Below are 21,258 nucleotides of genomic sequence, written 5' to 3'. Positions count from 1 at the left end.
AATGTGAGCGTTTAAAGGTCACGAAAGGTTAGGACAGTCTGTTCTTGGTTTTGTAGCGCTGTCATTGGCAGCATAGTTACCAGAGAGAGTGCGATTATTCAATTTTTCAGCGCACAACAAAGCTTTTACCCAATCATCATCCCGGCTGATTTCTCTGAAGTATTCGTCAGGTTTTTTCTGAGAAGCAGGGAGAGTGAATTTTTGGGCGAACAAGTCAGGGGGCTGTGAAAGCAAACCTACATCAAATCCCCATTCCCGATTAGGTGGTACGAAGTAGCCGATCGTACCACCTCCCGTTTCGATTTTGTAAGGGGTAGAGGGGTAGCTTGTGTCGTAGTCGAATAGCTTGGCCTTGAATAGAGAACCAGAAGCAGTATCGTTAATAACAGATAGGTAGGGAGCAGTTGCGTAAGAACTGCGCTTAAATTGGATAAACGAACCTGCGATCGAGTGAGTTAGGTCTTTCCAATTTTCCACAAAGCGGGGCAAGTTTTGCATACCACCATTGCTATCGCCAAGGGTGGAAGAGATAGCCCGAGAAGGAACGTCATTGGAGGCGACTATGAGGTTAAACTCCGTCGTTCGTGCTTTTTGTACCCATCGCATTTCGTTGGCGTTGTTGCCTATTCCAGGAGCCCCAGCAGCCGCAGGTTGAGAATTTGTGGCCTGAATCTGCAAAGTAGGTCTTAGCTGTGGCTGCTCAACATTAGCTGTGGGTAGTTTGGCGTAAAACAGAGGTTTATCATTGCCATAGTTAATTTTGGTCAGATCGTTGGGAGTGGTTGGAGTCGTGGTTGTCGCATACCAAAGAGCGTTATCTGCTAGCTGAGGCGTACCAGTGACAGGAGTAGGTATGGGGGTACCGTCCACAGAGACAGGATCTGTGGAAGTAGCATAGAAAGCTACTTGAGTGGGGCTAGCAATTCCCAGCGCGATAGGGAGGTTGTTGCTCAAAACTAGCTTACCTGAGCTGTCTCGCACAAAAGCTACGCGACGGGGATATCGTCTATCTGCGGGATCGATAGCTGGTTGAGCTGTTGTACCCGACCAAAGTTGACCGACCGATGTAGTTGCTGGGACAAGGCTTGCTTTTTGTATTTCAGCAGGTTCAAATACTCCCGCAGTACCAGCATCAATACCAACTACCCAGTCATTAGGCCCGCAAGCTGAAACAGGCAACTTCCGGCAGATTTCCATCACATACTCTGGAAATTTAATTGAATTATTAGCCCGTCGCTGAACTGGCGTAACGAAATTGTTGAAGTATGAACTGTTGGGAGCCGCACCGGTGTTAGTGCGGTAGTTTTCGTCTTTTGGTGAAACGGTAGTTCCCGCGCTTTGCCCGAACTTTTCTTGGTTGAGAATGTCAAAAGCAGCACCGCTACTCAAACCGTTAGTGACGTAGTTGTTAGCACCGAAACCGTTAATCCTGCGAGCGGCTTTAGCCGTTACATCGGTCTCTTTAACGCCCGTAACGCCCGTATCGTTCGTAGTCCCATTTCCATTGAGGTCAAACCCGAAATCAGCTTCATTAGGATAGACATCACTGGTGTCACCATCGCCATTCAAGTCATAGCCGACGATCGCGGTACCTGCATTATTTCTCAGGTCAAAATCTCCGTGATTGCGGACACCGTACCGGAAGCCATCCTGTAAATTACCTGACACTGGCTCAGAGAGTAGGGTAATCGCATCCGAGAGGACGGTTGCCGCTCGCCAATTATCGCTGCCAGCGCATTTGCCAGGGTATCGGGGATCATTGAAGCGACAAGCAAAATCGGGATCTAGGTCGTTACCCAGGCGGCCGTAGAAATCGCTGGGAGTCCAACTAAAAGCCCCTTTAAATTCCCTCTTTGTGTGTTTGTTAAATTCACCTTGGATGTATACCGGCAGGTTAGAAGTCAACAGCAGACCCTTCTCTTTGAGTACGTCTGTCACCGTGCTTACAGTTGTCGGGCGACCCAAGCTAGATCCGTTAATCAGCATAATTCCGTGGGGGCGGCGGCTGGGGTCAAGCCGAGAATCAGTTGAACTGCTTAGCTGGCTGCGGGTTGTATCAATGCCATTGCCCGCACTATTGGGAGTGCGATCGCTGCGATCGGGTGCTGCATCATCACGGCTGGCGTAAATTAGGCCGCTGTAAGGCAGCATATACTCTGGGTTAAGGGCGTTGATGACGGGCACTCGCTTGTAGGTTATCGAATTTTTGTTCCTGAGCTTATCGATATCTAATTGCGTGACCCGGATTTCGAGGGGTTGCCTCTGGGCTAGGGGATTGTCGTATTGTCCGGTTAGCTTTGCCATCTGAGTGGCTGCCATCAAGCCGCTACCGCCGGAAGATGCCAAAGGACTGCTGAGGCTATAAGTCTCGTCCACCGCAGTGCTTGGGTCATCTTTGTCGATCGCCTTAACTTCCCTAGGATTGAGAAAAGCAACTTCCCGAATTGTCCCGTGATCCAGGTAGGTGGTAGCAAAGCCTGTAGTCGGAGCGGCCAAAATTTTAAAAGAGCAAAGAGTAGAGTCTATCGCAGCTTTTTCCGACAAGCTGCGTTCCGTGTCAGCCTTCTGCAAAGCCTTCCTTAAGTTCTCGTTGACAAACCTACCGTCGGGGAAGACGAGACTGGCTTGATAATTCAAGCGATTCTCTGTTGTTCCTACTGAAGTCAGAGTTGATGGATCAGTCAGGAGAGCTGTTGTCAGAGTGGCACCGGTCGGTCTGGCGGCAGGAGGGCCGTAGACGATGCCGTTGTTGGATTTACCATTGTTATCGCTTCCCAATGGCAAACCTGGACGGTTGAGACTGGAATCAAATAAAGTTCCAGCGGCGTTCTTGTATCGGTAGCTGGGATCGTAATAGCTGCTGACACAAGCCAGCGGGGTATCAGCTAATTTAGCAGCTTGATCGCTTGTGTTGTCTGCGTAGTGATAGAGCGCAGTGGCGCGCATCCGCAAGTCGCCCTTAGCATACTGAGGAGTATTGGGGTCAATGGTACGGGCTGCTCCTCCTGGTGGAGTTCCATTGGTGGGCAAAGCGTTCCAAATGGCAGTCGTCAAAAAAGCAGGAGGAGTCCAGCCCACAGGAATAGAAGCAGCAGAATTATTGTTATAAACTGCAGAATTCGGGCCCGGTGACATCGGCATGGAGTCGGGCCAAACAACGGGGAACTTTTCTACAGCAGTAGTTGCCGGATCGTCGTAGAACTCCGATACTGCATTCGCAGCAGGGTTGAAGACTTTAGGAGGTGGCAGAAAAGAGTTTGTGCGCTCGTAAACACCCGCACCCGTAATTACCCGCAATCCGCCAATGGCATCAACTGCTGTTTGAGGTGCTTGGGCCGTACTCTTTTCCCAGAAGCCGTCCCTCTCTGCTCCCCCTACATCTGCGAACTGCTTCACTTGGGGTTCTCGGTAGCGTTGGCCCCCATCCAGCCAATTAACTCCTGTTAATGTGTCTCTTCCTTCCTCACCTTCACCGACAAATTTGGCAGGGTTCAAATCGCTTCTCCACCTCAGTGCTGGTAGATTGTTCCCTACGACTATGCGATCGCCTAACTCGGATTCTTTATTATCTTCCTCTACCTTTTCCGGGCTGTTGGCTTTGAGCCTGACACTTGTTGTATCGAGTTTAGTGTTGGTGTCCAAAGGCATAACCCAGGCATCCACGGGTCGCAGTTCATCCCCTGTACCGACGAAGGGAGATGTAGTCACCACTTTTGTTGTAGGGTTAACAAAGCCAGCCAATGCGTCCCCAGTGGCCGGCACTTCTGCAAAAGGCACTTTCCGTGTCCGCAATCTAAAGTAAGATTCCAGGTTTTCTCGGCGAATCTCGTTTTGACGATCTGCGCTGGGAGGACTGGGGTCGGTTTCCTCCTCAACTTGTTTGGCAATGGCATTTTTAACTTCCTGGGGATCGGAAGTAGCGGCATTTTTTTCCTGTTCGGAAACTAACAGACCGATGCGATCGGAATAAGCTTTGTTATTGTACATGACCCCCAAAGCACCATCTTTGTAGGCTACAGATTGGTCGCTGCCGCCTTTGATTGCTTTTGTGATGACTGGATCGGTAGCCTCTTTCCCAAATAGATGAACTGCTATGTCTTTGCCAGTGTTGCCACTACTTCCCGACCAGCCGTTAACCACATTACCACTAACGACTATTTTGCTATTTTCTAGGTCGTAGAAACACGATTCTTTGCTGCTAACGAGATAGAACGCCACCGGGCCTGTATTCGTGTTAGTGACCATAAAGTTACTGTTAGTAAATATCCGTCCGTTCAGACGCAGAGCCGGACCGGGAGATACTTCTAAATCATCTTCATAAACCACCGCATTATTTTGTAGTGGAATGCGTTTTTGGTCTTGTTGGTACTCCAAAGCTGAGAAACTTTGACTTCCTTTAAATATTTCGTAGTTTGCTGGTGTAGCGACTCCCGTAATATTAGTGATCGGCACGTTCACTGTGTAAACAAATAAGCTTTTTTTGAGTACGCCATCTGCTTTGTACCAGTCCGAACTGCCTACCAAACTAGCGCTAGTACCTGCTGCGGCCTTGCAGATCGCGTTGGTAGAACCTTGTGATACCGACATCGGAGGGGTTCTGGCTTCTAAACCCTTTCTAGCTCTATTAAACTCTCCTGTGTTCAGATCGCGAGGTGGGCTGCGAAAATATATCCCGTATAGAGTGTAGGTATCAAATTTACCATTGTTGTCAGTATCTACAGCGAACCTCCAAGCGGTATTTATCCTCTCGCTTTCATTGATTTTAGTTATATCTGTAGGTGGAGGATTAATGGCATTTGAATTATCAAGATCGAACTTGATCTGTAGAACATCCTCATCTCCAAATTTAAAGCGATCTGAATCCATCGCTTGGTAAACGCTCAAGTCTGATGGTGTATCAAGTGTTCCGCTTCCTTGAGGGGATAAGGCATACTGAATTTTCGCTTTTGCCCGATCGAGCGCGGGAGTCGCGGCCGCCAGCACCTGCTGGTTCACGCGCACGTTGCGAGCAGTATTAGCCCGATCGAAAGATCGCAGGGTAATCGCCACAGTCAACAATATCACTACCAGCAACACCATCGTCACCGTCGGCAGCACAAACCCCGCCATCGGCAGTCTCGCCCTGCGGCCCATAGCCATCAGGGCTTGCAGCATTGCTCTCATCAGCCGCTTTGCCCCGGATCTGGTAACACCAGCAATCCGCCGCAGCAGCGATACGATAACTTTGGATAATTTGCTCTTAAACATTGACGCCTTCCTGAATAATTTCAGAGATGGTATTGCAGGTAGTTACTGCTTGACAGTACAATCCCATCTTTATATAGTTCCCATTTTCCGCAACTTGCATATCAGCCTCTTGCACAAATTTAAATCTGTACCTCGGCTGAACAATAAAACCCACAAACCCGCAACCAAAATCACCGCCGATAATATATTTCTCAGCGAAAGATTTGCCCTGCAAAGATTTTGGTCTGGGGAACTACACCCTAGCTTATTTCAATCCGATTGTCAGTGTCCAGAGCGAGAATCTGTGCGATCGCCCAAAAACTGCGATCGCGATCGCAATAGATGTATTTCCCAGCCCTTGCGTTGCCGACTTTGTTGTGCTGGCGTTGCTAGCGAATTCAATCGCCGGAACCTAGAATGTAGAGTGGGCGATTGAATGGTCGTCAGGCGTATCGGTGCGATCGAATCTAATTTGGGCGATCGAATTTCCGCCATGCGTCAAAGTACGATCGAATTTCGGTAATGCGTCAAAGTGCGATCGAATTTCCATTTTACCCCCAGCGCACTGTCAGTACAAGTGCCAAATATCAACCTATCACCCCCACCCATGAAACAAACTCCCAAACCCCCCGACTTCATCATCATCGGCGCCCAAAAAGGCGGCACAACCTCTCTGTACAATTACCTAATCCAACATCCCCAAATCGCCCCCGCCGCCCAAAAAGAAATCCATTACTTCGACTTCAACTTCGACAAAAGCCCAGACTGGTACTATACCCAATTTCCCCAGCCCCAAACAGGCGAAAATCTACTAACCGGAGAAGCCAGCCCCTACTACATCTGTCACCCCCAAGTTCCGCAACGAATCCACGATTTATGCCCGAAAGTTAAAATAATCGCCCTGCTGAGAAACCCAGTAGAACGGGCAATTTCCCACTATTATTACTATATCAAAATAGGCTACGAATCCCTATCATTAGAAAGTGCGATCGCCTCCGAACCCGAAAGACTCAAAGGCGAAATAGAAAAACTCACAGCCAACCCAAACTACTACAGTTACGAACACCAACACCACAGTTATCTAACCCGCGGCATTTACGCCGACCAACTTCCAGCCTGGATGAAACTTTTTCCCAAATCACAACTTTTAATCCTCAAAAGCGAAGACTTGTATACCAATACCTTCGGCACATACAACAGCGTCTTAGAATTTCTAGAATTGCCGCCGCACCAACTACAAACCTACGAAAAATACAACGCCACCCAATATCCGCCCATCAGCGACACAGTATACGAGCAATTGAGAGCATATTTTCGATCGCACAACCAAAGACTAGCCGAATTGTGCGATCGAGATTTCGGCTGGGATTAACATCATAGTAGGGAAACGGCAATGCCGTGTCCGCCCCCGGAGTAATGCCGAAGCCCCCAATATCCATAGGGAAACGGCAATGCCGTGTCCGCCCCCGGAGTAATGCCGAAGCCCCCAATATCTGTAGGGAAACGGCATTGCCGTGTCCGCCCCCGGAGTAATGCCGAAGCCCCCAATATCTGTAGGGAAACGGCATTGCCGTGTCCGCCCCCAGAGTAATGCCGAAGCCCCCAATATCCGTAGGGAAACGGCATTGCCGTGTCCGCCCCCGGAGGAAACGGCAATTATATTTTGCAAAAAATAACTTGACATCCCAGTCTCCCTGTGATAGCTTGTCCAATAGTATTGTGTTTAATCCACAAATCGCAGCACTTCACCTATGTTCACAGCCAACAGCTATTTTTATTTTTGGTACAGCCAAGTTCGCCCGGAGTGAATTTACAATTCACTGTGAACATCCGGGCGAACCGCAGATTAACACCTGCGGTTTTGTTTTTTCTACTTCTTTACCCAACAACCAATCGAGCACAAGCGAAAACAGCGATGACATTATTCAGTAACTGGTACTACAGCTTTTATTTTTGGCCCAACAAAAGTTCTGGGTAAATTGTCGCGCTGTCTTTTCGCACCAACCCGGAACTCTTAAAAGTTCCGGGTTTTTTGTTGTCAACCACCCACTTAAATTTCCCAGGAAAATTCCCTAATGTTAGAAGCCAAACTCGTAACCAAATCTCATCCAGAACACCAAACAATTGTTCAACTCTCAGAAACAGTCTCAGTCGGCGGCACAGAATTATTAATAATCGGCGGCCCCTGTACCGTCGAAAGTTCCGCACAAATGGAAACAGTCGCCCGCCAACTATCCGCCGCATCGGTGCAAGCTTTGCGGGGTGGAGTCTACAAACCCCGCACTTCTCCCTATTCTTTCCAAGGGATGGGAATTGAGGGACTCGAAATTTTGGCGGATGTCAGCCGGCGTTACGGCTTACCCGTGGTGACAGAGGTAATGTCGATCGCCCAAATCGAGCCAGTTGTCACCTATGCTGATATGCTGCAAATAGGCAGTCGGAATATGCAAAACTTCGAGTTACTAAAGGCGATCGGTCAAGCCGGAAAACCAGTCCTGCTAAAACGCGGCTTGTCAGCCACAATTGAAGAATTTGTGATGGCCGCCGAATACATTCTCAGTCACGGAAATCCTGATGTAGTTCTGTGCGAAAGAGGCATCCGCAGCTTCGACAATTACACGCGGAATGTATTAGATTTAGGTGCCGTCGCAGCGCTGAAACAGTTAACTCATTTGCCAGTAATTGTAGACCCTTCTCACGCCGTCGGCAAGCGAGAATTAGTCGCACCACTAGCCAAAGCAGCGGTTGCTTGCGGTGCAGACGGATTAATTATTGAGTGTCACCCGCAACCGGAAAAATCGGTTTCTGACGCGCGGCAAGCTCTTTCTTTAGCGGATATGGTAGATTTAGTTGTTAGTTTGCGACCTGTAGCCGCCGCCGTTGGGCGGTGCGTACCAGATACTAAGTCATTAGTCATCAGTCATTAGTCATCAGTCATTAATCATTAGTCTGCGCCTGAGGAGTTACTTTTTGTAGCGTCAGAATTTATTCTGGCGCACTTTTGCTTGGAAAGCGAAATTAGATTAAAATAAAAGCACAATCAATACTGTCATCTACAATATTTGGCTTTTATTATGGCACTCCTACTCAAAGTTCCGTCGATCGTCTGTACTGGCTGCGGTGATACAATTACCAAAGCCATCCAAACTGTTGAATCCGATGCTTCTATTAAGGTGGATATAGCGGCTAAGACTGTTACAGTTGAAGCCAAAGCTTCTGAAGAGTCAATTAAACAAGCTGTTGTCGCTACGGGCCACACCATCGAAGGAGAATAATATTAGGCTTCGTCTAAGTGTTCGGCGACTGCTTGGTAAAGTTCCAAAACGTGGCGATCGAGTAAACTATAAAAAACTTGTCTCCCAACCTTGCGGTAACTTACCAACCGCATCGCCCGCAATGCCCGCAACTGGTGCGATACTGCTGACTCGCTCATACTCAACGCCGCAGCCAAGTCGCACACGCACAGTTCTTGTTTTGCCAATACCGACAGCAGCCGCAGGCGGTTCGCATCTCCCAAAAGACTGAAAAACTCTGCCATCCGCTGCGCTTTTGCGGTGTTGAGAACGTGTTCTTGGATGTCCCCCGCCCGCAAACAGTCAACTAGGTGCGGTCGATCGCACGTTGGTGTATCGTTTTGTTCGTGAGACTGACTTATCGCTCCGTTAAAAGCAGAGTTGGGTGACATCTTTTCCAGGCTTGTTTTAATTCTCATTTTCATTTTAGTGCGATGGCAAACGTTTTGTAACAAAACTTTTACATTCCCTTGACTAATATCTGAATATATGTTCATATATAAGTAGAGACAAACAACCCCACCAGGAGAATGTAAAATGACCACCGTCACCCAAACAAAATGTGCCTGTCCTTCTTGTCTGTGCGTTGTCAACCTCAGTGACGCCATTGAAAAAGACGCCAAACAATACTGTTCCAGTGCTTGCGCTGACGGCCACCCCAACGGCAGCGGCTGCGGCCACACCGGCTGCGAGTGCAACAAATAAATATTCTGCTTCAGAAAAGGTTAATCAACCGTTCTAAAATCTATCTAAAGGGAGATGCGAAACTCGCATTTCCCAATTTTTTGGCTGTTAGGTTAAAGAAAAGTTAAAATAAAGCTAACTTAAGGTTAAGACTGTATTAATAGACTAAATACAGAGCGAAAAAGCACAATTGCTACTTACGCAATACAATAGAAGCAAGTTAAAGCCGCGATACTAAGTACAAATAGTGCTATTAACAGCAGAGACCGAAACAAAAGTTGCATACCAAAAGTTAAATTAGGAGGGGGCAATGAAAGAGCGGGAAGATTTTTTACATCCTCGCAATCGCTACTACGGTGATTTCACGCCAGAAAACTTGGCGTTTAATGCCAACTTGCAGGAGTTTGCTCAAAAAATCACTTATATTTGCTCGCTAGAAACTGGGGGAAAAATTAGCTCTGAGAAAGCCTATAAAGATATTAAGGCGCTTTGGAAAGACTTAAAATTGTCTAAGAAGCAATTGGGAATTGGGCAAAAACCCCCCAGCACCGATGGGGAAAATTCACCTTAAAGTCATCGAAGCAAACGCAGCGTTCGCCATCGAAAACCCCTGCGAGGGCGATCGCTGCGTTTTTCTGCGTACCCAGTAAATGTAAGGTGGTTGCTGCACCGTACGAAGTCTATGGTTTGGGAGTTAGTGTTGCTTCTCCTGCAAAGGCAGTACAATTACCGCCGAGGCCAGAAGTAATCGCGCAAGTATTAGTTTTCAGCATTCCCTCATAGGTATCAGCACCGGTGCCGGGGCCGCCCAACTCGTCGCTGTAAAGTTCCTTGTCCGAAATTTTGACATTTGCCTCCCTCGCCACAGTCTCCATCAACTTATGATTAGTTGTGGTTTCGACAAAAATTGTCGGCACTCCTGCAGTCTTCATTTCTGAGGACAATTCCGCAATTCTGGCTGCTGTGGGCTGTTCCTCTGTTGTCACACCCTGCAAAGCTCCAGCAATCTCCAAACCGTAAGCATCGGCATAGTAAGTCAGAGCATCGTGAGTTGTTACTAACTTGCGTTTTTGAGCTGGAATTGTCGCAATTTGAGCTTTTATCCAAGTATCTATTTTTTGCAACTCATCTGTTAAGCTTGCTGCATTTTTGGTATAAAGTTGAGCATTGCTGGGGGAAACTTTGCTCAATTCATCCCGAATTGTTTCTACCATACGGATGCCATTTTGAGGGTTATGCCAAACGTGAGGGTCAGGAATTTTTTCGCCTTCTGCATGGGATTTGTTTTCCGCTTTCTCTTCGCCGTGTTCGTCCTCGTGTTCGCCCATCAGCGGTTTGGGAACTGCGAGTTCGTGTACGGCGATTTTGGGCGCGGAATTACTGCTGGATTGAATTAACTTAATGATGCTGGGTTCGTGGTTGTAGCCGCCGTATAAAATCAGATTTGCGGTTTCAATCGCTTTGCGGTCTTCCGGCTTGGTTTGATAGGCGTGGGGGTCGTCTCCCGGCTTGATGAGACAGATGGTGTCGATCGAACTTTGAGCAATTTCTTTAGTTATGTCGCAGATAACGCCAGTCGTGGCGACGACTTTGGGCAAGTTGGCGGCGGGACTCTGTGGCCCCCCATTGCTTGAGTTCTGTCCTCCACTGCACCCAACCACTCCGCAGCCGATCGCCAAAACAGTCGCACCGCACAATCTGCGGGTTTTTCCAGGCAACTTCTTTAACATTTTTACCTTTGGAACGATAATCGTTATTGCTTTTTCGAGTTATCCTATTCTAGTAGGTACGAACAAGAATCGTTCTCAAAATCTCGAATTATGCTAGAAGTGCAAGACTTGGCTGTCAATTATCGCGGAATTTCGGCTCTCAACAGCGTGAATTTCCATTTAGAATCCGGGCAATTAACTGGTGTGTTCGGCCCCAACGGCGCGGGGAAAAGCACGATGGTGAAAGCGATGCTGGGATTGATCCCGGCCTGTCGGGGTTTGGTGAAATATCAGGGGCGGCTGCTGAAGCAACAGTTGTCGCGGGTGGCTTACGTGCCGCAGCGATCGCAAATTGACTGGGATTATCCGATTACGGTGTGGAATGCGGTGATGATGGCGCGAACTGTCCAGACTGGTTGGTTTCGCAGTCCCTCGAAGCAGTCGCAAGAATTGGTCAAAGCTGCTTTGCTGCGGGTGGGAATGTGGGATTTGCGCGATCGGCAAATTGGCGAACTGTCTGGCGGACAGCAGCAGCGGATTTTCTTAGCAAGGTCGATCGCCCAACAAGCCGATTTATTCTTCTTCGACGAGCCTTTTAACGCGATCGACAAAGCAACAGAAGAGATTATTTTCGATATTTTTGCCGAACTCAAAGCCGAAAATAAAACATTGCTAGTAATCAGCCACGATTTAGGCGAAACTTTAAAACAGTACGACAATTTATTGTTGCTAAATAAGCATTTAATTGCCACTGGTTCCTGCCGAGAAGTTCTCACCGCAGCCAATATTCAAAAAGCCTATGGATACGATTTAAGTTTAGTTTCAGCGTAAGCAAAAAAAGATTTATCTTTAAAATTAATTGTGGTACAGGCGTGCCGCCTGTGCAGTTGATTGTGGCACGGGCGTCCCGCCTGTGCAGTTAATTGTAGTTGAAAAAATCCTATTATTGACCTAATTCAATGTTAAACCTACTAATTGAGCCACTACAATTCGAGTTCATGCGAAATGCGATCGCCGTCGGCATTTTGCTAGGAATTCTCTGCGCCGTTGTCGGTTCCTACTTAATTGTACAGCAAATGGGAATGATGGTTGACATGATTGCCCATTCGGTATTAGCAGGATTGCCGGTGGCTTTTTCTTTAGGTTTCAATATTTCGCTCGGCGCATTTATATCGGGAATTATCAGCGCTGTGATTATGGCGTGGATTCAATCACAATCTCGTCTAAAGATAGATGCGGTGATGGCATTAATTTTATCTACATTCTTAGCAATTAGCGTCACGCTGATTAGCCTGTTGCGGACAACCAAATTAGACTTAGATGGATTTTTGTTTGGGAATATCTTGTCAGTTGCACCTGGTGACGTGCAGCAGACTTTTGTCATAACTTTGATTATTTTGGTAGCGGTTAAACTCCTTTACAAAGAATTGCTCTTTTATACTTTTGACCCCCTGGGGGCGCAAGCCTCTGGTTTACCTGTAAACTGGATTTATTTGGGGATGATTTCGGCGATTACGCTGACGATTGTTGCGAGTTTGCAAACAGTGGGGGCGCTGTTAGTAATTTCTCTGTTGATCGGACCGGGAATAACAGCGTATTTGTTGGTAAAAGAGCTACATTTAATGATGGGATTGGGAGCACTTATTGGGATTACAGCTAGCGTGACTGGTATGTATTTAAGCTATTATTTGAATATGCCGTCTGGGGCTGCCATTGTATTAGTTATTTTTGGTTTATTTTTAGGGGCTTTGCTGTTCAGTCCCAGTCAAGGAATTTTGACAAGAAAGAGAGGATAACAGTCCTGGACGCACTCTATCTGTTGTGCGATTGCGAGGTCGAGTTTACCTTTGTTTCACATTTGGTAGAATGGGTGTTTCAGCAGGTGGTTTTGGTCGAGAATACTGTTGAGTTGTTCGAGAAATTGCTGTTGGGTGATAATTGTCGATCGCCTTTGAGGATAGTGCAGTCACTAAAATGTGATTGTAATTTAGCATTTTGTCAAGACCAAGTTTTTAATTTTTATATTTTAGTCAAACTGGTGTGATCGCTGTGCGAACTTAAGACCCCCTGAACTCTTTGCCGCCCATAGATTGTGACCAAACCAGCAATTCACCTCCACAACCGCCCGCGATCAGAAACTGGCCTGCGGGATGCCATGCGAGACAGGAAAAACCGCCCTCTGCACCTTCTAGAATTTGCAGCAATTGTTCTGCTTCGTCCCACAAACAAACTTGACCGTCTGCCGCTGCGGAAGCTAATAAAAATGTGGAAGGTTGAAAGGCGATCGCATTTACAACTTTTTCATGCACCTCTAACCCCCAAGAATCCCAACCGATACTTTCATCAGCGTGTTTTTCCCACACTGAAATACCTTCAGAACTCGCCGCAGCTAACAAAGGCGCACCCAAGGAATTAGTTTTATCCGACCAAGCTAACTCCCGAACTTTCCCCGGAAAACCCTGCATTACCCAGGGTTCAAAATTGCCCCATTCATTAACAATTAGAGTGTTGTCCATATTGCCGCAAGCTAAATATTCCCCTTGTGGCGACCAAGCAATTGCACCTGTTGCAGAGGGTACTGATAAAGTTTCCGGGTCTTCTTCCCAGTCTTCGCCATGCCAAACTTTGACACCTTGATAGCCGCTAACTGCCAGATATTGAACCATAGGATGCCATGCTAAATCGAGGATAGATGATGAGTCGAAATTCAGCGTTACTTCAACAACATTATCCTCAGCATTCCATACTTGAACGTACCGGCCCATACTGAAAGCTAACTGGTTGCAGTTGGGACTCCAAGCTAACTTGTCAACCCAGACGCGCTGGTTATCCAAACCAGCAATTAATTCCCCAGAATTAACGCGCCAAATTCGCACTTTTCCATCTTGTCCGCCAGCAGCTAGGAATTGACTGTCGCGGGAAAAAGACAAGCAATCGGCTGATTTACCCGTGGCAGTTTGTAGCGTTTGCAAGGACAATTCATTAACTGCCCCTACTGCCGCCAGCATCACTTCGCCCGCAGCAGAACAGACTGCTAAAGTTGTACCATCCGGCGACCAAGTAACAGCAGTTACGTAGTCAGACAGCATTGCTTTGGCTTGAAATTGCAGGGTTAGTTCACTTTTATTTGTCTTTTTATTATCCATATTTATTGAATCTGAGATGTTGCACTATTTTAAAAAACGGGCAAGATGTCCGTTCCACAAGAGATGAAGTTTATTCTTGTGGAACAGGCATCTTGCCTGTTCCTAAAAAGCTTATTAACAATACTTCAAGATTTCAGTTAAACCAGACATTTACGAAAATCCTCTCGCAATTGATTTTCGTTTAAGTTGCGACCGATGAATACGAGTTCATTTTTCGGAGTTTCGGTGGCTTTCCAAGGTCTATCCGGTCGGCCATCAAACACCATGTGTACTCCTTGGAAAACAAATCGCTTGTTGTCTCCGGCGACATTCAAAATGCCTTTTGTCCGAAAGATATTCGGCCCTTGAGTCCGCAACAATTCCTCAATCCAATCGCTGAATTTGTTGCGGTCAATAGCGCCGGATTCTACTATTGCTAAGGAAGTAACTGTTTCGTCGTGTTCGTGAGTGTGTTCGCCCAAAAAGTCTGGTTCGATTTCTAATGCCCGGTTCAAATCAAATGCTTTGACGCCCAACAAAGCCTCCATTGCTAATTCAGCGTTCCGGGTGCGGTAAATTTTTGCCATTGCATTCATGGCGCGAATTCGCTTTTCTAATTCAGCCAATTCTTCGTCAGTCACTAAATCAGTTTTGTTTAGTAAAACAACATCAGCAAAGGCAATTTGTTCTTGAGCTTCGTCTGCGTCCCAGTGCTGCCAGATGTGCTTGGCATCTACTACTGTGACAACTGCATCTAGCAGTAATTTTTCCCGCATATCTTCGTCTACAAAAAAGGTTTGAATTACGGGTGCCGGGTCGGCTAAACCAGTGGTTTCGATGACTATGTGATCGAATTTGTCTCGCCGCTTCATTAAGTTACCGATAATCCGAATTAAATCGCCTCGGACTGTACAGCAAATGCAGCCGTTGTTCATCTCGAAAATTTCTTCGTCGGCATCAATTATCAGTTGGTTGTCGATGCCTACTTCGCCGAATTCGTTGACGATGACTGCAACTTTTTTGCCGTGTTCCTGTGTTAAAATGCGGTTCAGTAGCGTAGTTTTGCCTGCGCCGAGATAACCCGTGAGAACGGTAACAGGAACTGATTCGATCGCCCCAGCAGTCACCATACTTGACCTCGATTATTGTACAATGATAACCATTATCGCTATTCTATACCAGATTTACTGGCAGCGATCACAATATTAAATAATGTTAATAAATTGTTCGTGAGAGCTTGGAGGGGCAAGTTTTACCAATAATATTTGCTGCAATTCAAAATATCCATCAACCCGCCCCTCTGAGATGACAATTAATTGTTAATCATAGCTGCAATTCGATCGCGCTCTAACTCTCGACCGATCAGCACTAATTTGGTTTGGCGGAGTTCGGAAGGTTGCCAAGGGCGATCGTAAAAATATTCTATCCGCGAACCCACACCTTGCAACACCATCCTCATCGGTTTCTTGGGAACCGCCACAAACCCTTTAATCCGATAGATTTCCTCCTGCTGCATCAAGGACTGCAGTTTTTTCACCAAAGCTTCAGGTTCAAATTCGCGATCGGCAATAAAGAAAGTCGAGTTAATATCATCATCGTGTTCGTGTTCCTCCTCGGCATCGTGGTGACTCGGGCGAGACTCCAAATCATCCTCAACCGCCGCATTAAATCCCAGTAGCACATCGGGGTTAATGTCGCCACCTTTGCAGGGCACAATTTTTACACTCGGACGCAATTCTTGCTGCAACCAGCTTTGGACTTTCTTGTGAGTTTCCGCATCTACGCGATCGACCTTCGTTAAAAGTACCATATCGGCACAGGCTAACTGGTCTTCAAACAATTCCTCGATCGGAGTTTCGTGATCTAAACTAGAATCAGCCTGCCGCTGTGCCATCAAAGCATCGATATCACCGACAAAAGTACCGCTAGCAACAGCTTCGCAATCGACAACAGCAACAACACCGTCTACAGTAGCACCCGTGCGAATTTCCGGCCAGCGAAAAGCTTGAATTAAAGGTTTAGGAAGTGCGAGGCCAGAAGTCTCAATTAAGATACAATCAATTTGTTCTCTGCGCTTCAACAATTCCTGCATAGTCGGCAAGAACTCCTCTTGAACAGTGCAGCAAAGACAACCATTTGTTAGTTCTACAATATTGCTGCTGACATTTTCTTCTTCGTCGCAAACTTGGCAATCGCGCAGCAGTTCTCCGTCAATTCCGATTTCGCCAAATTCGTTAACCAGAACAGCAATGCGGCGACCTTGATTATTTTGCAATAAGTGGCGAATTAAGGTAGTTTTGCCACTACCGAGAAAACCAGTGATGACAGTAACAGGAATTTTGTGCATTGATAATTTTGTGCTTATTTGGTGATGGGATATTTCGTTCCCAAGCAGAGCCTGGGAATACCGATCTAGAGGCTCTGCCTCGCTGGAATAAAGGAGCGCTTTTAATACGAGGCAGAGCCTTTGCGTATGCGTTACCAGGCAAAGCCTAGGAACGAAAGGGAAAAACTAAAGTCCTTACTACAAACCTATCTAATTTGGTAGTGGTGGAATCTTTGCTAAAACGCCTTTTTTCAGAGCTTGAGGACGCTCAGACCAAGGCAAAAAACCGTCCGGTTTGGCATAGTATTGACCCGCGCATTCGAGTACCGCCTCGACGCTTTCCGACTCATTTGCTGGTAAATCGCCAAATAGATAAGTGTACTTTCCAACAGCAGCAAATGACACCGCACAAGAGTGACTGCAAGCACTCATGCACTCAACTTCTTGAATCTCAAATTTATCAGAAAACTCCCAATCTTTAGCGAGTTTCGATAAATCTTCCATAAATTGTTGACCGCCGCTTTTACCTTCGCGCTTGCCGTTTTTCCAAACACTAGCGCAAGCAGTGCAAACAAACAGACTGTGCTTGGTGCGTACAGCCGTGTTAATTCCATCCATCATCCGTACCTCGCAGATGCGTTCAAAAGTGAGTTAGATATCGGCGGGCATTCTGACTTGAGAAACCACAAGAGTTTCATTACAGTTGCGGGACAGCGCCGGACTTGCACCGAACTTTCCCCGTTTCCTCTAGCGGCTGCTCCTCGCTAGAACCGATCGCGAAATCAAATCCTATCACACTTGCCGCCTTTTTTCAAAAAAGTTATGTTTGTAGGAGCGATCGTTTCGTTCGTAGTAAGGACTTTAGTCCTTATAAGATAACGGCTTCAGGACTAAAGTCCTTACTACCAACCATAGTAATTACCTATGAACGCTTTTGCAGACTTTTCCAAACATGGCTATCAAATAAGTCGCGAACTCGGATACAACAGTTTGGGCGGCCGCGTCACCTATCTTGCCACAAAAATTAACACAAAAAAATCCGTTGTAATTAAGCAATTTCAATTTGCCCAGTTAGGTGCTAGCTGGGCAGAATACGAAGCTTACGAACAGGAAATCAAAGTGCTGCAAAATCTGGATTTTCCGGGCATTCCCCGCTATCTCGATTCTTTTCAAACTGACAGCGGTTTCTGCATGGTGCAAGAATACAAAAATGCCGAATCTGCTGTCGCGCGGACTTTTGCGCCGCCGGATATCAAGCAAATTGCGATCGCCACTTTAGAGATTTTAGCTTACCTGCAATCGCAAAAACCGCCCGTAATTCACCGCGACATCAAACCGGAAAACTTGTTAATAGACGAAGACTTAAATGTTTACCTAGTAGACTTCGGTTTTGCACGCTTGGGAGGCGGAAACATCGCCGCCAGCAGCGTCGTCAAAGGCACGATGGGATTCATGCCACCGGAACAAATGTTCAACCGAGAATTAACCAAAGCCTCGGATCTTTACGGCTTGGGGATAACGCTGATTTGTTTGTTAACTGGGACAAAATCTGCGGATGTTGGTAATTTAATTGATGCTAATTATGGCATTCATTTTCGGCATTTAGTACCGCCGTTGCAGCAAGGTTGGATGAATTGGCTGGAAAGGATGGTAGCGCCGAGAATTCAAGATAGATATCAGTCGGCTGCTGATGCTTTAGCTGCACTAGAATCTTTGGATGTCAGCAGCTTGCCGAAAGTGAGAATTGAGCGCGATACGCTGGAATTTGCCGCTACAGAATATGGAGAAACAATAACACAAACCATCGCAATTAGCAACCCAATTCCCGATACAATGCTTTGTGGCAGATGGGAAGTCGCGCCGCATCCGAATGATCCGCCGCATACACCTTACGATCACCCTTGGATCTCGTTTGAGCCGCAGAAATTTGAGAGCAATAATTTTGATGTCAAAATCCTAGTTGATACCAAACAATTGTTGGCAAGTCAAGCTTATGAGCGCTATATAATCTTCCATACAAATTCCGAACCCGACACTTATCAACTCAAAATTAAAGTCACAACAGCTCTCCTTCCTATACCAAAACTAACTACTTTATTGTCTAAGGGCAACCTGATTTTGATCTGCTGGTTGGTGTTATTCGGCTTTCTATTTAGTATGGGCAGCAACTATGACATTGCTTTGGGTATTATTATGAGCTTAGTCTATGGATTTGCAGTTGCTGAAATCACACTCTTAGCAGAATCACATGGAAATAAAAAAACTTGGGTAGGAGGAGTATTAGGATCGCTAATAGGATTAATTTTATATTTTTTCGTTTTGTCTGTTGTTACTGAAGTTATTCGTAATTTACCCCTATCGAACAATACAATTCTATCAATTGCTGCCTCGATAGGGATGGTAATTGCGCTGATATTCTTTAGTTTATGTGGAGCTGCACTTGGAAGTATGATGAATAGGAATTTGGCTATGATTATTGCTATTATCGGGCAATTTTTATTATTTGCATTGTTTGCATTGTTTTCTTTCGTGGCAATGATATTCGATGAGGCTTTCAATGCAGCATTTTTTATTTTCCTAAGCAATTTATGTTGCATGATAGTTTATTTGTGTTGCATGATAGTTTATAGGATTTTTCATAATCGGATTGACGAGCAGACTACCCTCAGAAGAATAATTAACATTTATAATGACAAAATAGCTTTTCTTACGACCGGATTTTGTACTAGCTTGGTAGTAGCATTTCGACTGTTTTTAAACGTTGTCGCCCAACGAGAATGGGTTGAACCAATGGAAATAGTAGCTGTAGGAGGAGCTATAATCGCCTCTTTAGCTGTCACTGGTATTCCATTACTTGAGATGAGTGTTTTTAAACCAAATAGAATCCTTGCTAAGTATCGCAAATTACAAGCAAGTTTAATTAAACCTTAAACAATTGCTCGCTTGTTTTACTCAGTTATTGAGGACTAAAGTCCTTACTAAAAACCTTTTTGTGACAGAATTTATCATTACGAACCTATGAATGATTTCCCTGATTTTTCCAACTACGGCTATCAAGTAACTCGCGAACTCGGACACAACCGCGCGGGCGGTAGAGTTACCTATCTCGCTACTGAAATTAATACAAAACGTTCCGTTGTTGTCAAACAATTTCAATTTGCCCAGACAGGTGCTAATTGGACCGAATATCAAGCTTATGAAAAAGAAATTCAGATTTTGCGAGAACTCGATAACCCCAACATTCCCCGTTATTTAGATTCTTTCCAAACTGCATCGGGTTTCTGCATGGTGCAGGAATACAAAAATGCTAATTCTCTCGCAAATTCCCGCCAGCAAACACCGCAAAAAACTAAGCAAATTGCTATTTCTGTGTTAGAAATACTCAAATACCTGCAAAATCGGGTGCCGCCTGTTATTCACAGAGATTTAAAACCCGAAAATATCTTAGTTGATGACAGGATGAATGTCAGCCTGGTCGATTTCGGATTTGCTAGAATCGGTGGGGGAGAAGTAGCCGCCAGCAGCGTTGTCAAAGGTACCTTGGGCTTTATGCCGCCCGAACAAATGTTCAACCGCCAGCTAACAGTCGCATCGGATTTATACAGTCTCGGCGCCACGCTAATTTGCTTGCTAATCGGCATCAATTCTACCGAAATTGGCAGCTTGATGGATGAGACGGGGCGGATTAATTTTAAACATCGTTTACCGCAGCTAACTCCAGAATTTCTTGACTGGCTGCAAAAAATGGTGGAACCAAATTTTAAACACCGCTATGCTTCCGCAGATGCGGCCCTCAACGCTTTGATTCCCCTCAATGTAGTTCGCCCGCCTAAAAAATCAAAACTTGCACTGATATCAGTCGGATTGTTGACAGCAAGTGCTGCTATTTTACTCCCATTTATTTTGAAATCTCAGGAACCTCAACAAGTAGTTAAATCCCAACCAGAAACCAGCAAACCGAAGTTAAAACCTGTGACTCAAGTGATGTTAACTAGCGAACTAAAATCGGATAAAATTATAGATTTTGTGTCTTTAAAAAAAACACATAAAGTCTATTTTGCTGTCAGTGTTACTAACTTTTCACCGGGAGAATATTACGGTACTTGTCGCGTATTTGACTCTCAAGGAAAATTGGCAGCCGACGGTCGATCTCATTTAAGAACAACGGCAGATAGACTAAATACTTGGTGCGGGTACAATTTTACAAAGGATGACAAGCCTGGGAATTGGAAGTTTGAATTTTATTTAGACAATCAAAGAATGACACAAAATAGTTTAAAGGTATTACCTTAAAATATTTGTACCGGGCGGGCAGTGAATTTCTGTGCCGTCAAAAGTTGGCTGTATCAGATTGAATTGATCCACCTCCTTTTCCGGCTCGCTTTCGCAGATTGCCGAAATAGTTATTAGTTGATTGCTAACATCTTTTTTGAAAGCAAATACTGCTCCTATATATACTGGACTGTAGTCTTTTTGGCGAACGGAATCCAGCTTTTTAGAAAATGCGATCGCGCTTTCAAATTGTGCTGGTTCGCGCTTATTCTCCAACGTTTGAACTGGGTTTATTAATAATGAGTCAATGTGGTAATAATATTGAGCTTTGCTGAGACCTTGTATAGCCAACCCTTCCAGGGAATCACTAAATTTGTTATTTTTTGCATAGTAATCTTCCTGCGCTTTATTGATCGAAGCCAGATCTGCTTGTAGTGCCGGAGATTTCGGACTACTTGAGATGACAATAGTATTGAGTTTGAAATTGTAAAAAGATGCTAGTATACCAGCCATAAAACCGCTGTAAATTACAGTCCGTACCAGCAAACTGGATAGTGAAACGCTGTATGTTTTACTTTTTTTATCTATATCTGCTGACATTTTTTTAGTGCCCTAAAATCTTG

General features: G+C 45.6%; 21 protein-coding genes and 1 riboswitch. Of the genes, 10 read left to right on the top strand and 11 right to left on the bottom strand.

Annotation, left to right across the window (positions count from 1 at the left end; genetic code table 11):
- Positions 1-18: 18 nt before the first annotated feature.
- Together hpsA and QUA54_RS11695 are read right to left on the bottom strand one after the other, a co-directional pair.
- Positions 19-5,247: a hormogonium polysaccharide biosynthesis protein HpsA gene (hpsA, locus tag QUA54_RS11700; RefSeq protein WP_333414770.1), complete on the bottom strand. Its 5,229-nt coding sequence runs from the start codon at positions 5,245-5,247 to the stop codon at positions 19-21.
- Positions 5,240-5,461 carry a hypothetical protein gene (locus QUA54_RS11695; protein ID WP_333414769.1) on the bottom strand — a complete coding sequence of 74 codons (222 nt, stop codon included), beginning with the start codon at positions 5,459-5,461 and terminating at the stop codon, positions 5,240-5,242. The genes hpsA and QUA54_RS11695 overlap by 8 nt, the downstream gene beginning before the upstream one ends.
- On the opposite strand from QUA54_RS11695, the gene QUA54_RS11690 reads away from it, so the two are divergent.
- Positions 5,451-5,642: a hypothetical protein gene (locus QUA54_RS11690; RefSeq protein WP_333414768.1), complete on the top strand. Its 192-nt coding sequence runs from the start codon at positions 5,451-5,453 to the stop codon at positions 5,640-5,642. The genes QUA54_RS11695 and QUA54_RS11690 overlap by 11 nt on opposite strands.
- Here the strand turns inward: QUA54_RS11690 and QUA54_RS11685 are convergent.
- Positions 5,639-5,776 carry a hypothetical protein gene (locus tag QUA54_RS11685; RefSeq protein WP_333414767.1) on the bottom strand — a complete coding sequence of 46 codons (138 nt, stop codon included), beginning with the start codon at positions 5,774-5,776 and terminating at the stop codon, positions 5,639-5,641. The two genes, QUA54_RS11690 and QUA54_RS11685, sit on opposite strands and share 4 nt — an antisense overlap.
- A 57-nt stretch (positions 5,777-5,833) precedes the next feature.
- Here QUA54_RS11685 and QUA54_RS11680 point away from each other — a divergent pair, with 57 nt between their 5' ends.
- On the top strand, positions 5,834-6,598 hold the full coding sequence (locus tag QUA54_RS11680) for a sulfotransferase domain-containing protein (RefSeq protein ID WP_333414766.1): 765 nt from the start codon (positions 5,834-5,836) through the stop codon (positions 6,596-6,598).
- On the opposite strand, the gene QUA54_RS11675 is transcribed toward QUA54_RS11680, so the two are convergent.
- A complete protein-coding gene (locus QUA54_RS11675; protein WP_333414765.1) occupies positions 6,560-6,910 on the bottom strand; it encodes a hypothetical protein in 351 nt (116 codons plus the stop codon). The genes QUA54_RS11680 and QUA54_RS11675 overlap by 39 nt on opposite strands.
- 391 nt (positions 6,911-7,301) lie before the next feature.
- Here QUA54_RS11675 and aroF point away from each other — a divergent pair, with 391 nt between their 5' ends.
- Together aroF and QUA54_RS11665 are read left to right on the top strand one after the other, a co-directional pair.
- The gene (aroF, locus tag QUA54_RS11670; RefSeq protein ID WP_333414764.1) at positions 7,302-8,153 is read left to right on the top strand and encodes a 3-deoxy-7-phosphoheptulonate synthase; all 852 of its coding nucleotides are present in this window, start codon (positions 7,302-7,304) and stop codon (positions 8,151-8,153) included.
- Between the two features lie 147 nt (positions 8,154-8,300).
- Positions 8,301-8,501 carry a heavy-metal-associated domain-containing protein gene (locus QUA54_RS11665; RefSeq protein WP_333414763.1) on the top strand — a complete coding sequence of 67 codons (201 nt, stop codon included), beginning with the start codon at positions 8,301-8,303 and terminating at the stop codon, positions 8,499-8,501.
- Between the two features lie 2 nt (positions 8,502-8,503).
- Here QUA54_RS11665 and QUA54_RS11660 read toward each other — a convergent pair whose 3' ends face one another.
- A complete protein-coding gene (locus QUA54_RS11660; RefSeq protein WP_333414762.1) occupies positions 8,504-8,911 on the bottom strand; it encodes a metalloregulator ArsR/SmtB family transcription factor in 408 nt (135 codons plus the stop codon).
- Between the two features lie 145 nt (positions 8,912-9,056).
- On the opposite strand from QUA54_RS11660, the gene QUA54_RS11655 reads away from it, so the two are divergent.
- Together QUA54_RS11655 and QUA54_RS11650 are read left to right on the top strand one after the other, a co-directional pair.
- On the top strand, positions 9,057-9,224 hold the full coding sequence (locus QUA54_RS11655) for a metallothionein (protein WP_333414761.1): 168 nt from the start codon (positions 9,057-9,059) through the stop codon (positions 9,222-9,224).
- Between the two features lie 289 nt (positions 9,225-9,513).
- Positions 9,514-9,774 carry a DUF7219 family protein gene (locus QUA54_RS11650; RefSeq protein WP_333414760.1) on the top strand — a complete coding sequence of 87 codons (261 nt, stop codon included), beginning with the start codon at positions 9,514-9,516 and terminating at the stop codon, positions 9,772-9,774.
- Positions 9,775-9,883: 109 nt separating this feature from the next.
- On the opposite strand, the gene QUA54_RS11645 is transcribed toward QUA54_RS11650, so the two are convergent.
- Positions 9,884-10,933: a metal ABC transporter solute-binding protein, Zn/Mn family gene (locus QUA54_RS11645; RefSeq protein ID WP_333414759.1), complete on the bottom strand. Its 1,050-nt coding sequence runs from the start codon at positions 10,931-10,933 to the stop codon at positions 9,884-9,886.
- A 90-nt stretch (positions 10,934-11,023) separates the two neighbouring features.
- Between QUA54_RS11645 and QUA54_RS11640 the strand changes: the two genes are divergently transcribed.
- Complete coding sequence (locus QUA54_RS11640; protein WP_333196915.1) at positions 11,024-11,743, top strand: metal ABC transporter ATP-binding protein; 720 nt, start codon at positions 11,024-11,026, stop codon at positions 11,741-11,743.
- Positions 11,744-11,871: 128 nt separating this feature from the next.
- Positions 11,872-12,708, top strand: a complete 837-nt coding sequence (locus QUA54_RS11635) for a metal ABC transporter permease (RefSeq protein WP_333414758.1) — start codon at positions 11,872-11,874, stop codon at positions 12,706-12,708.
- A gap of 261 nt (positions 12,709-12,969) precedes the next feature.
- Here the strand turns inward: QUA54_RS11635 and QUA54_RS11630 are convergent, their stop codons facing one another.
- From QUA54_RS11630 to QUA54_RS11615, 4 genes are all read right to left on the bottom strand, one after another.
- Complete coding sequence (locus tag QUA54_RS11630) at positions 12,970-14,058, bottom strand: WD40 repeat domain-containing protein (protein ID WP_333414757.1); 1,089 nt, start codon at positions 14,056-14,058, stop codon at positions 12,970-12,972.
- A 137-nt stretch (positions 14,059-14,195) separates the two neighbouring features.
- Positions 14,196-15,167, bottom strand: a complete 972-nt coding sequence (locus tag QUA54_RS11625; protein ID WP_333414756.1) for a GTP-binding protein — start codon at positions 15,165-15,167, stop codon at positions 14,196-14,198.
- 182 nt (positions 15,168-15,349) lie between these two features.
- The gene (gene cobW, locus QUA54_RS11620; protein WP_333414755.1) at positions 15,350-16,384 is read right to left on the bottom strand and encodes a cobalamin biosynthesis protein CobW; all 1,035 of its coding nucleotides are present in this window, start codon (positions 16,382-16,384) and stop codon (positions 15,350-15,352) included.
- A 189-nt stretch (positions 16,385-16,573) separates the two neighbouring features.
- Complete coding sequence (locus QUA54_RS11615; RefSeq protein WP_333414754.1) at positions 16,574-16,984, bottom strand: DUF1636 domain-containing protein; 411 nt, start codon at positions 16,982-16,984, stop codon at positions 16,574-16,576.
- Positions 16,985-17,006: 22 nt separating this feature from the next.
- Positions 17,007-17,153, bottom strand: a riboswitch (cobalamin riboswitch).
- A gap of 134 nt (positions 17,154-17,287) precedes the next feature.
- Here QUA54_RS11615 and QUA54_RS11610 point away from each other — a divergent pair.
- Positions 17,288-19,294 (top strand): serine/threonine-protein kinase, encoded by a 2,007-nt coding sequence (locus QUA54_RS11610; RefSeq protein WP_333414753.1) that lies wholly within the window; start codon positions 17,288-17,290, stop codon positions 19,292-19,294.
- 87 nt (positions 19,295-19,381) lie between these two features.
- Entirely contained in the window at positions 19,382-20,656 is a 1,275-nt protein-coding gene (locus tag QUA54_RS11605) for a serine/threonine-protein kinase (RefSeq protein ID WP_333368625.1), read from the top strand.
- Here QUA54_RS11605 and QUA54_RS11600 read toward each other — a convergent pair.
- Positions 20,648-21,235: a type IV pilin-like G/H family protein gene (locus QUA54_RS11600; RefSeq protein ID WP_333149016.1), complete on the bottom strand. Its 588-nt coding sequence runs from the start codon at positions 21,233-21,235 to the stop codon at positions 20,648-20,650. The genes QUA54_RS11605 and QUA54_RS11600 overlap by 9 nt on opposite strands.
- Positions 21,236-21,258: the final 23 nt, after the last annotated feature.

The organism is Microcoleus sp. MOSTC5, assembly GCF_036701825.1.
GTDB lineage: Bacteria > Cyanobacteriota > Cyanobacteriia > Cyanobacteriales > Microcoleaceae > Microcoleus > Microcoleus asticus.
The sequence above is the reverse complement of the archived record's forward strand: the minus strand, read 5'-3'. Positions and strand labels throughout refer to the sequence as shown.

What these genes read in the sequence shown, in the direction of transcription:
- hpsA (WP_333414770.1), bottom strand. Translation starts at nt 5,247, where the DNA reads ATGTTTAAGAGCAAATTATCCAAAGTTATCGTATCGCTGCTGCGGCGG.
- QUA54_RS11685 (WP_333414767.1), bottom strand. Translation starts at nt 5,776, where the DNA reads ATGGAAATTCGATCGCACTTTGACGCATTACCGAAATTCGATCGTACT.
- QUA54_RS11680 (WP_333414766.1), top strand. Translation starts at nt 5,834, where the DNA reads ATGAAACAAACTCCCAAACCCCCCGACTTCATCATCATCGGCGCCCAA.
- QUA54_RS11675 (WP_333414765.1), bottom strand. Translation starts at nt 6,910, where the DNA reads ATGTCAAGTTATTTTTTGCAAAATATAATTGCCGTTTCCTCCGGGGGC.
- aroF (WP_333414764.1), top strand. Translation starts at nt 7,302, where the DNA reads ATGTTAGAAGCCAAACTCGTAACCAAATCTCATCCAGAACACCAAACA.
- QUA54_RS11665 (WP_333414763.1), top strand. Translation starts at nt 8,301, where the DNA reads ATGGCACTCCTACTCAAAGTTCCGTCGATCGTCTGTACTGGCTGCGGT.
- QUA54_RS11660 (WP_333414762.1), bottom strand. Translation starts at nt 8,911, where the DNA reads ATGTCACCCAACTCTGCTTTTAACGGAGCGATAAGTCAGTCTCACGAA.
- QUA54_RS11655 (WP_333414761.1), top strand. Translation starts at nt 9,057, where the DNA reads ATGACCACCGTCACCCAAACAAAATGTGCCTGTCCTTCTTGTCTGTGC.
- QUA54_RS11650 (WP_333414760.1), top strand. Translation starts at nt 9,514, where the DNA reads ATGAAAGAGCGGGAAGATTTTTTACATCCTCGCAATCGCTACTACGGT.
- QUA54_RS11645 (WP_333414759.1), bottom strand. Translation starts at nt 10,933, where the DNA reads ATGTTAAAGAAGTTGCCTGGAAAAACCCGCAGATTGTGCGGTGCGACT.
- QUA54_RS11640 (WP_333196915.1), top strand. Translation starts at nt 11,024, where the DNA reads ATGCTAGAAGTGCAAGACTTGGCTGTCAATTATCGCGGAATTTCGGCT.
- QUA54_RS11635 (WP_333414758.1), top strand. Translation starts at nt 11,872, where the DNA reads ATGTTAAACCTACTAATTGAGCCACTACAATTCGAGTTCATGCGAAAT.
- QUA54_RS11630 (WP_333414757.1), bottom strand. Translation starts at nt 14,058, where the DNA reads ATGGATAATAAAAAGACAAATAAAAGTGAACTAACCCTGCAATTTCAA.
- QUA54_RS11625 (WP_333414756.1), bottom strand. Translation starts at nt 15,167, where the DNA reads ATGGTGACTGCTGGGGCGATCGAATCAGTTCCTGTTACCGTTCTCACG.
- cobW (WP_333414755.1), bottom strand. Translation starts at nt 16,384, where the DNA reads ATGCACAAAATTCCTGTTACTGTCATCACTGGTTTTCTCGGTAGTGGC.
- QUA54_RS11615 (WP_333414754.1), bottom strand. Translation starts at nt 16,984, where the DNA reads ATGATGGATGGAATTAACACGGCTGTACGCACCAAGCACAGTCTGTTT.
- QUA54_RS11610 (WP_333414753.1), top strand. Translation starts at nt 17,288, where the DNA reads ATGAACGCTTTTGCAGACTTTTCCAAACATGGCTATCAAATAAGTCGC.
- QUA54_RS11605 (WP_333368625.1), top strand. Translation starts at nt 19,382, where the DNA reads ATGAATGATTTCCCTGATTTTTCCAACTACGGCTATCAAGTAACTCGC.
- QUA54_RS11600 (WP_333149016.1), bottom strand. Translation starts at nt 21,235, where the DNA reads ATGTCAGCAGATATAGATAAAAAAAGTAAAACATACAGCGTTTCACTA.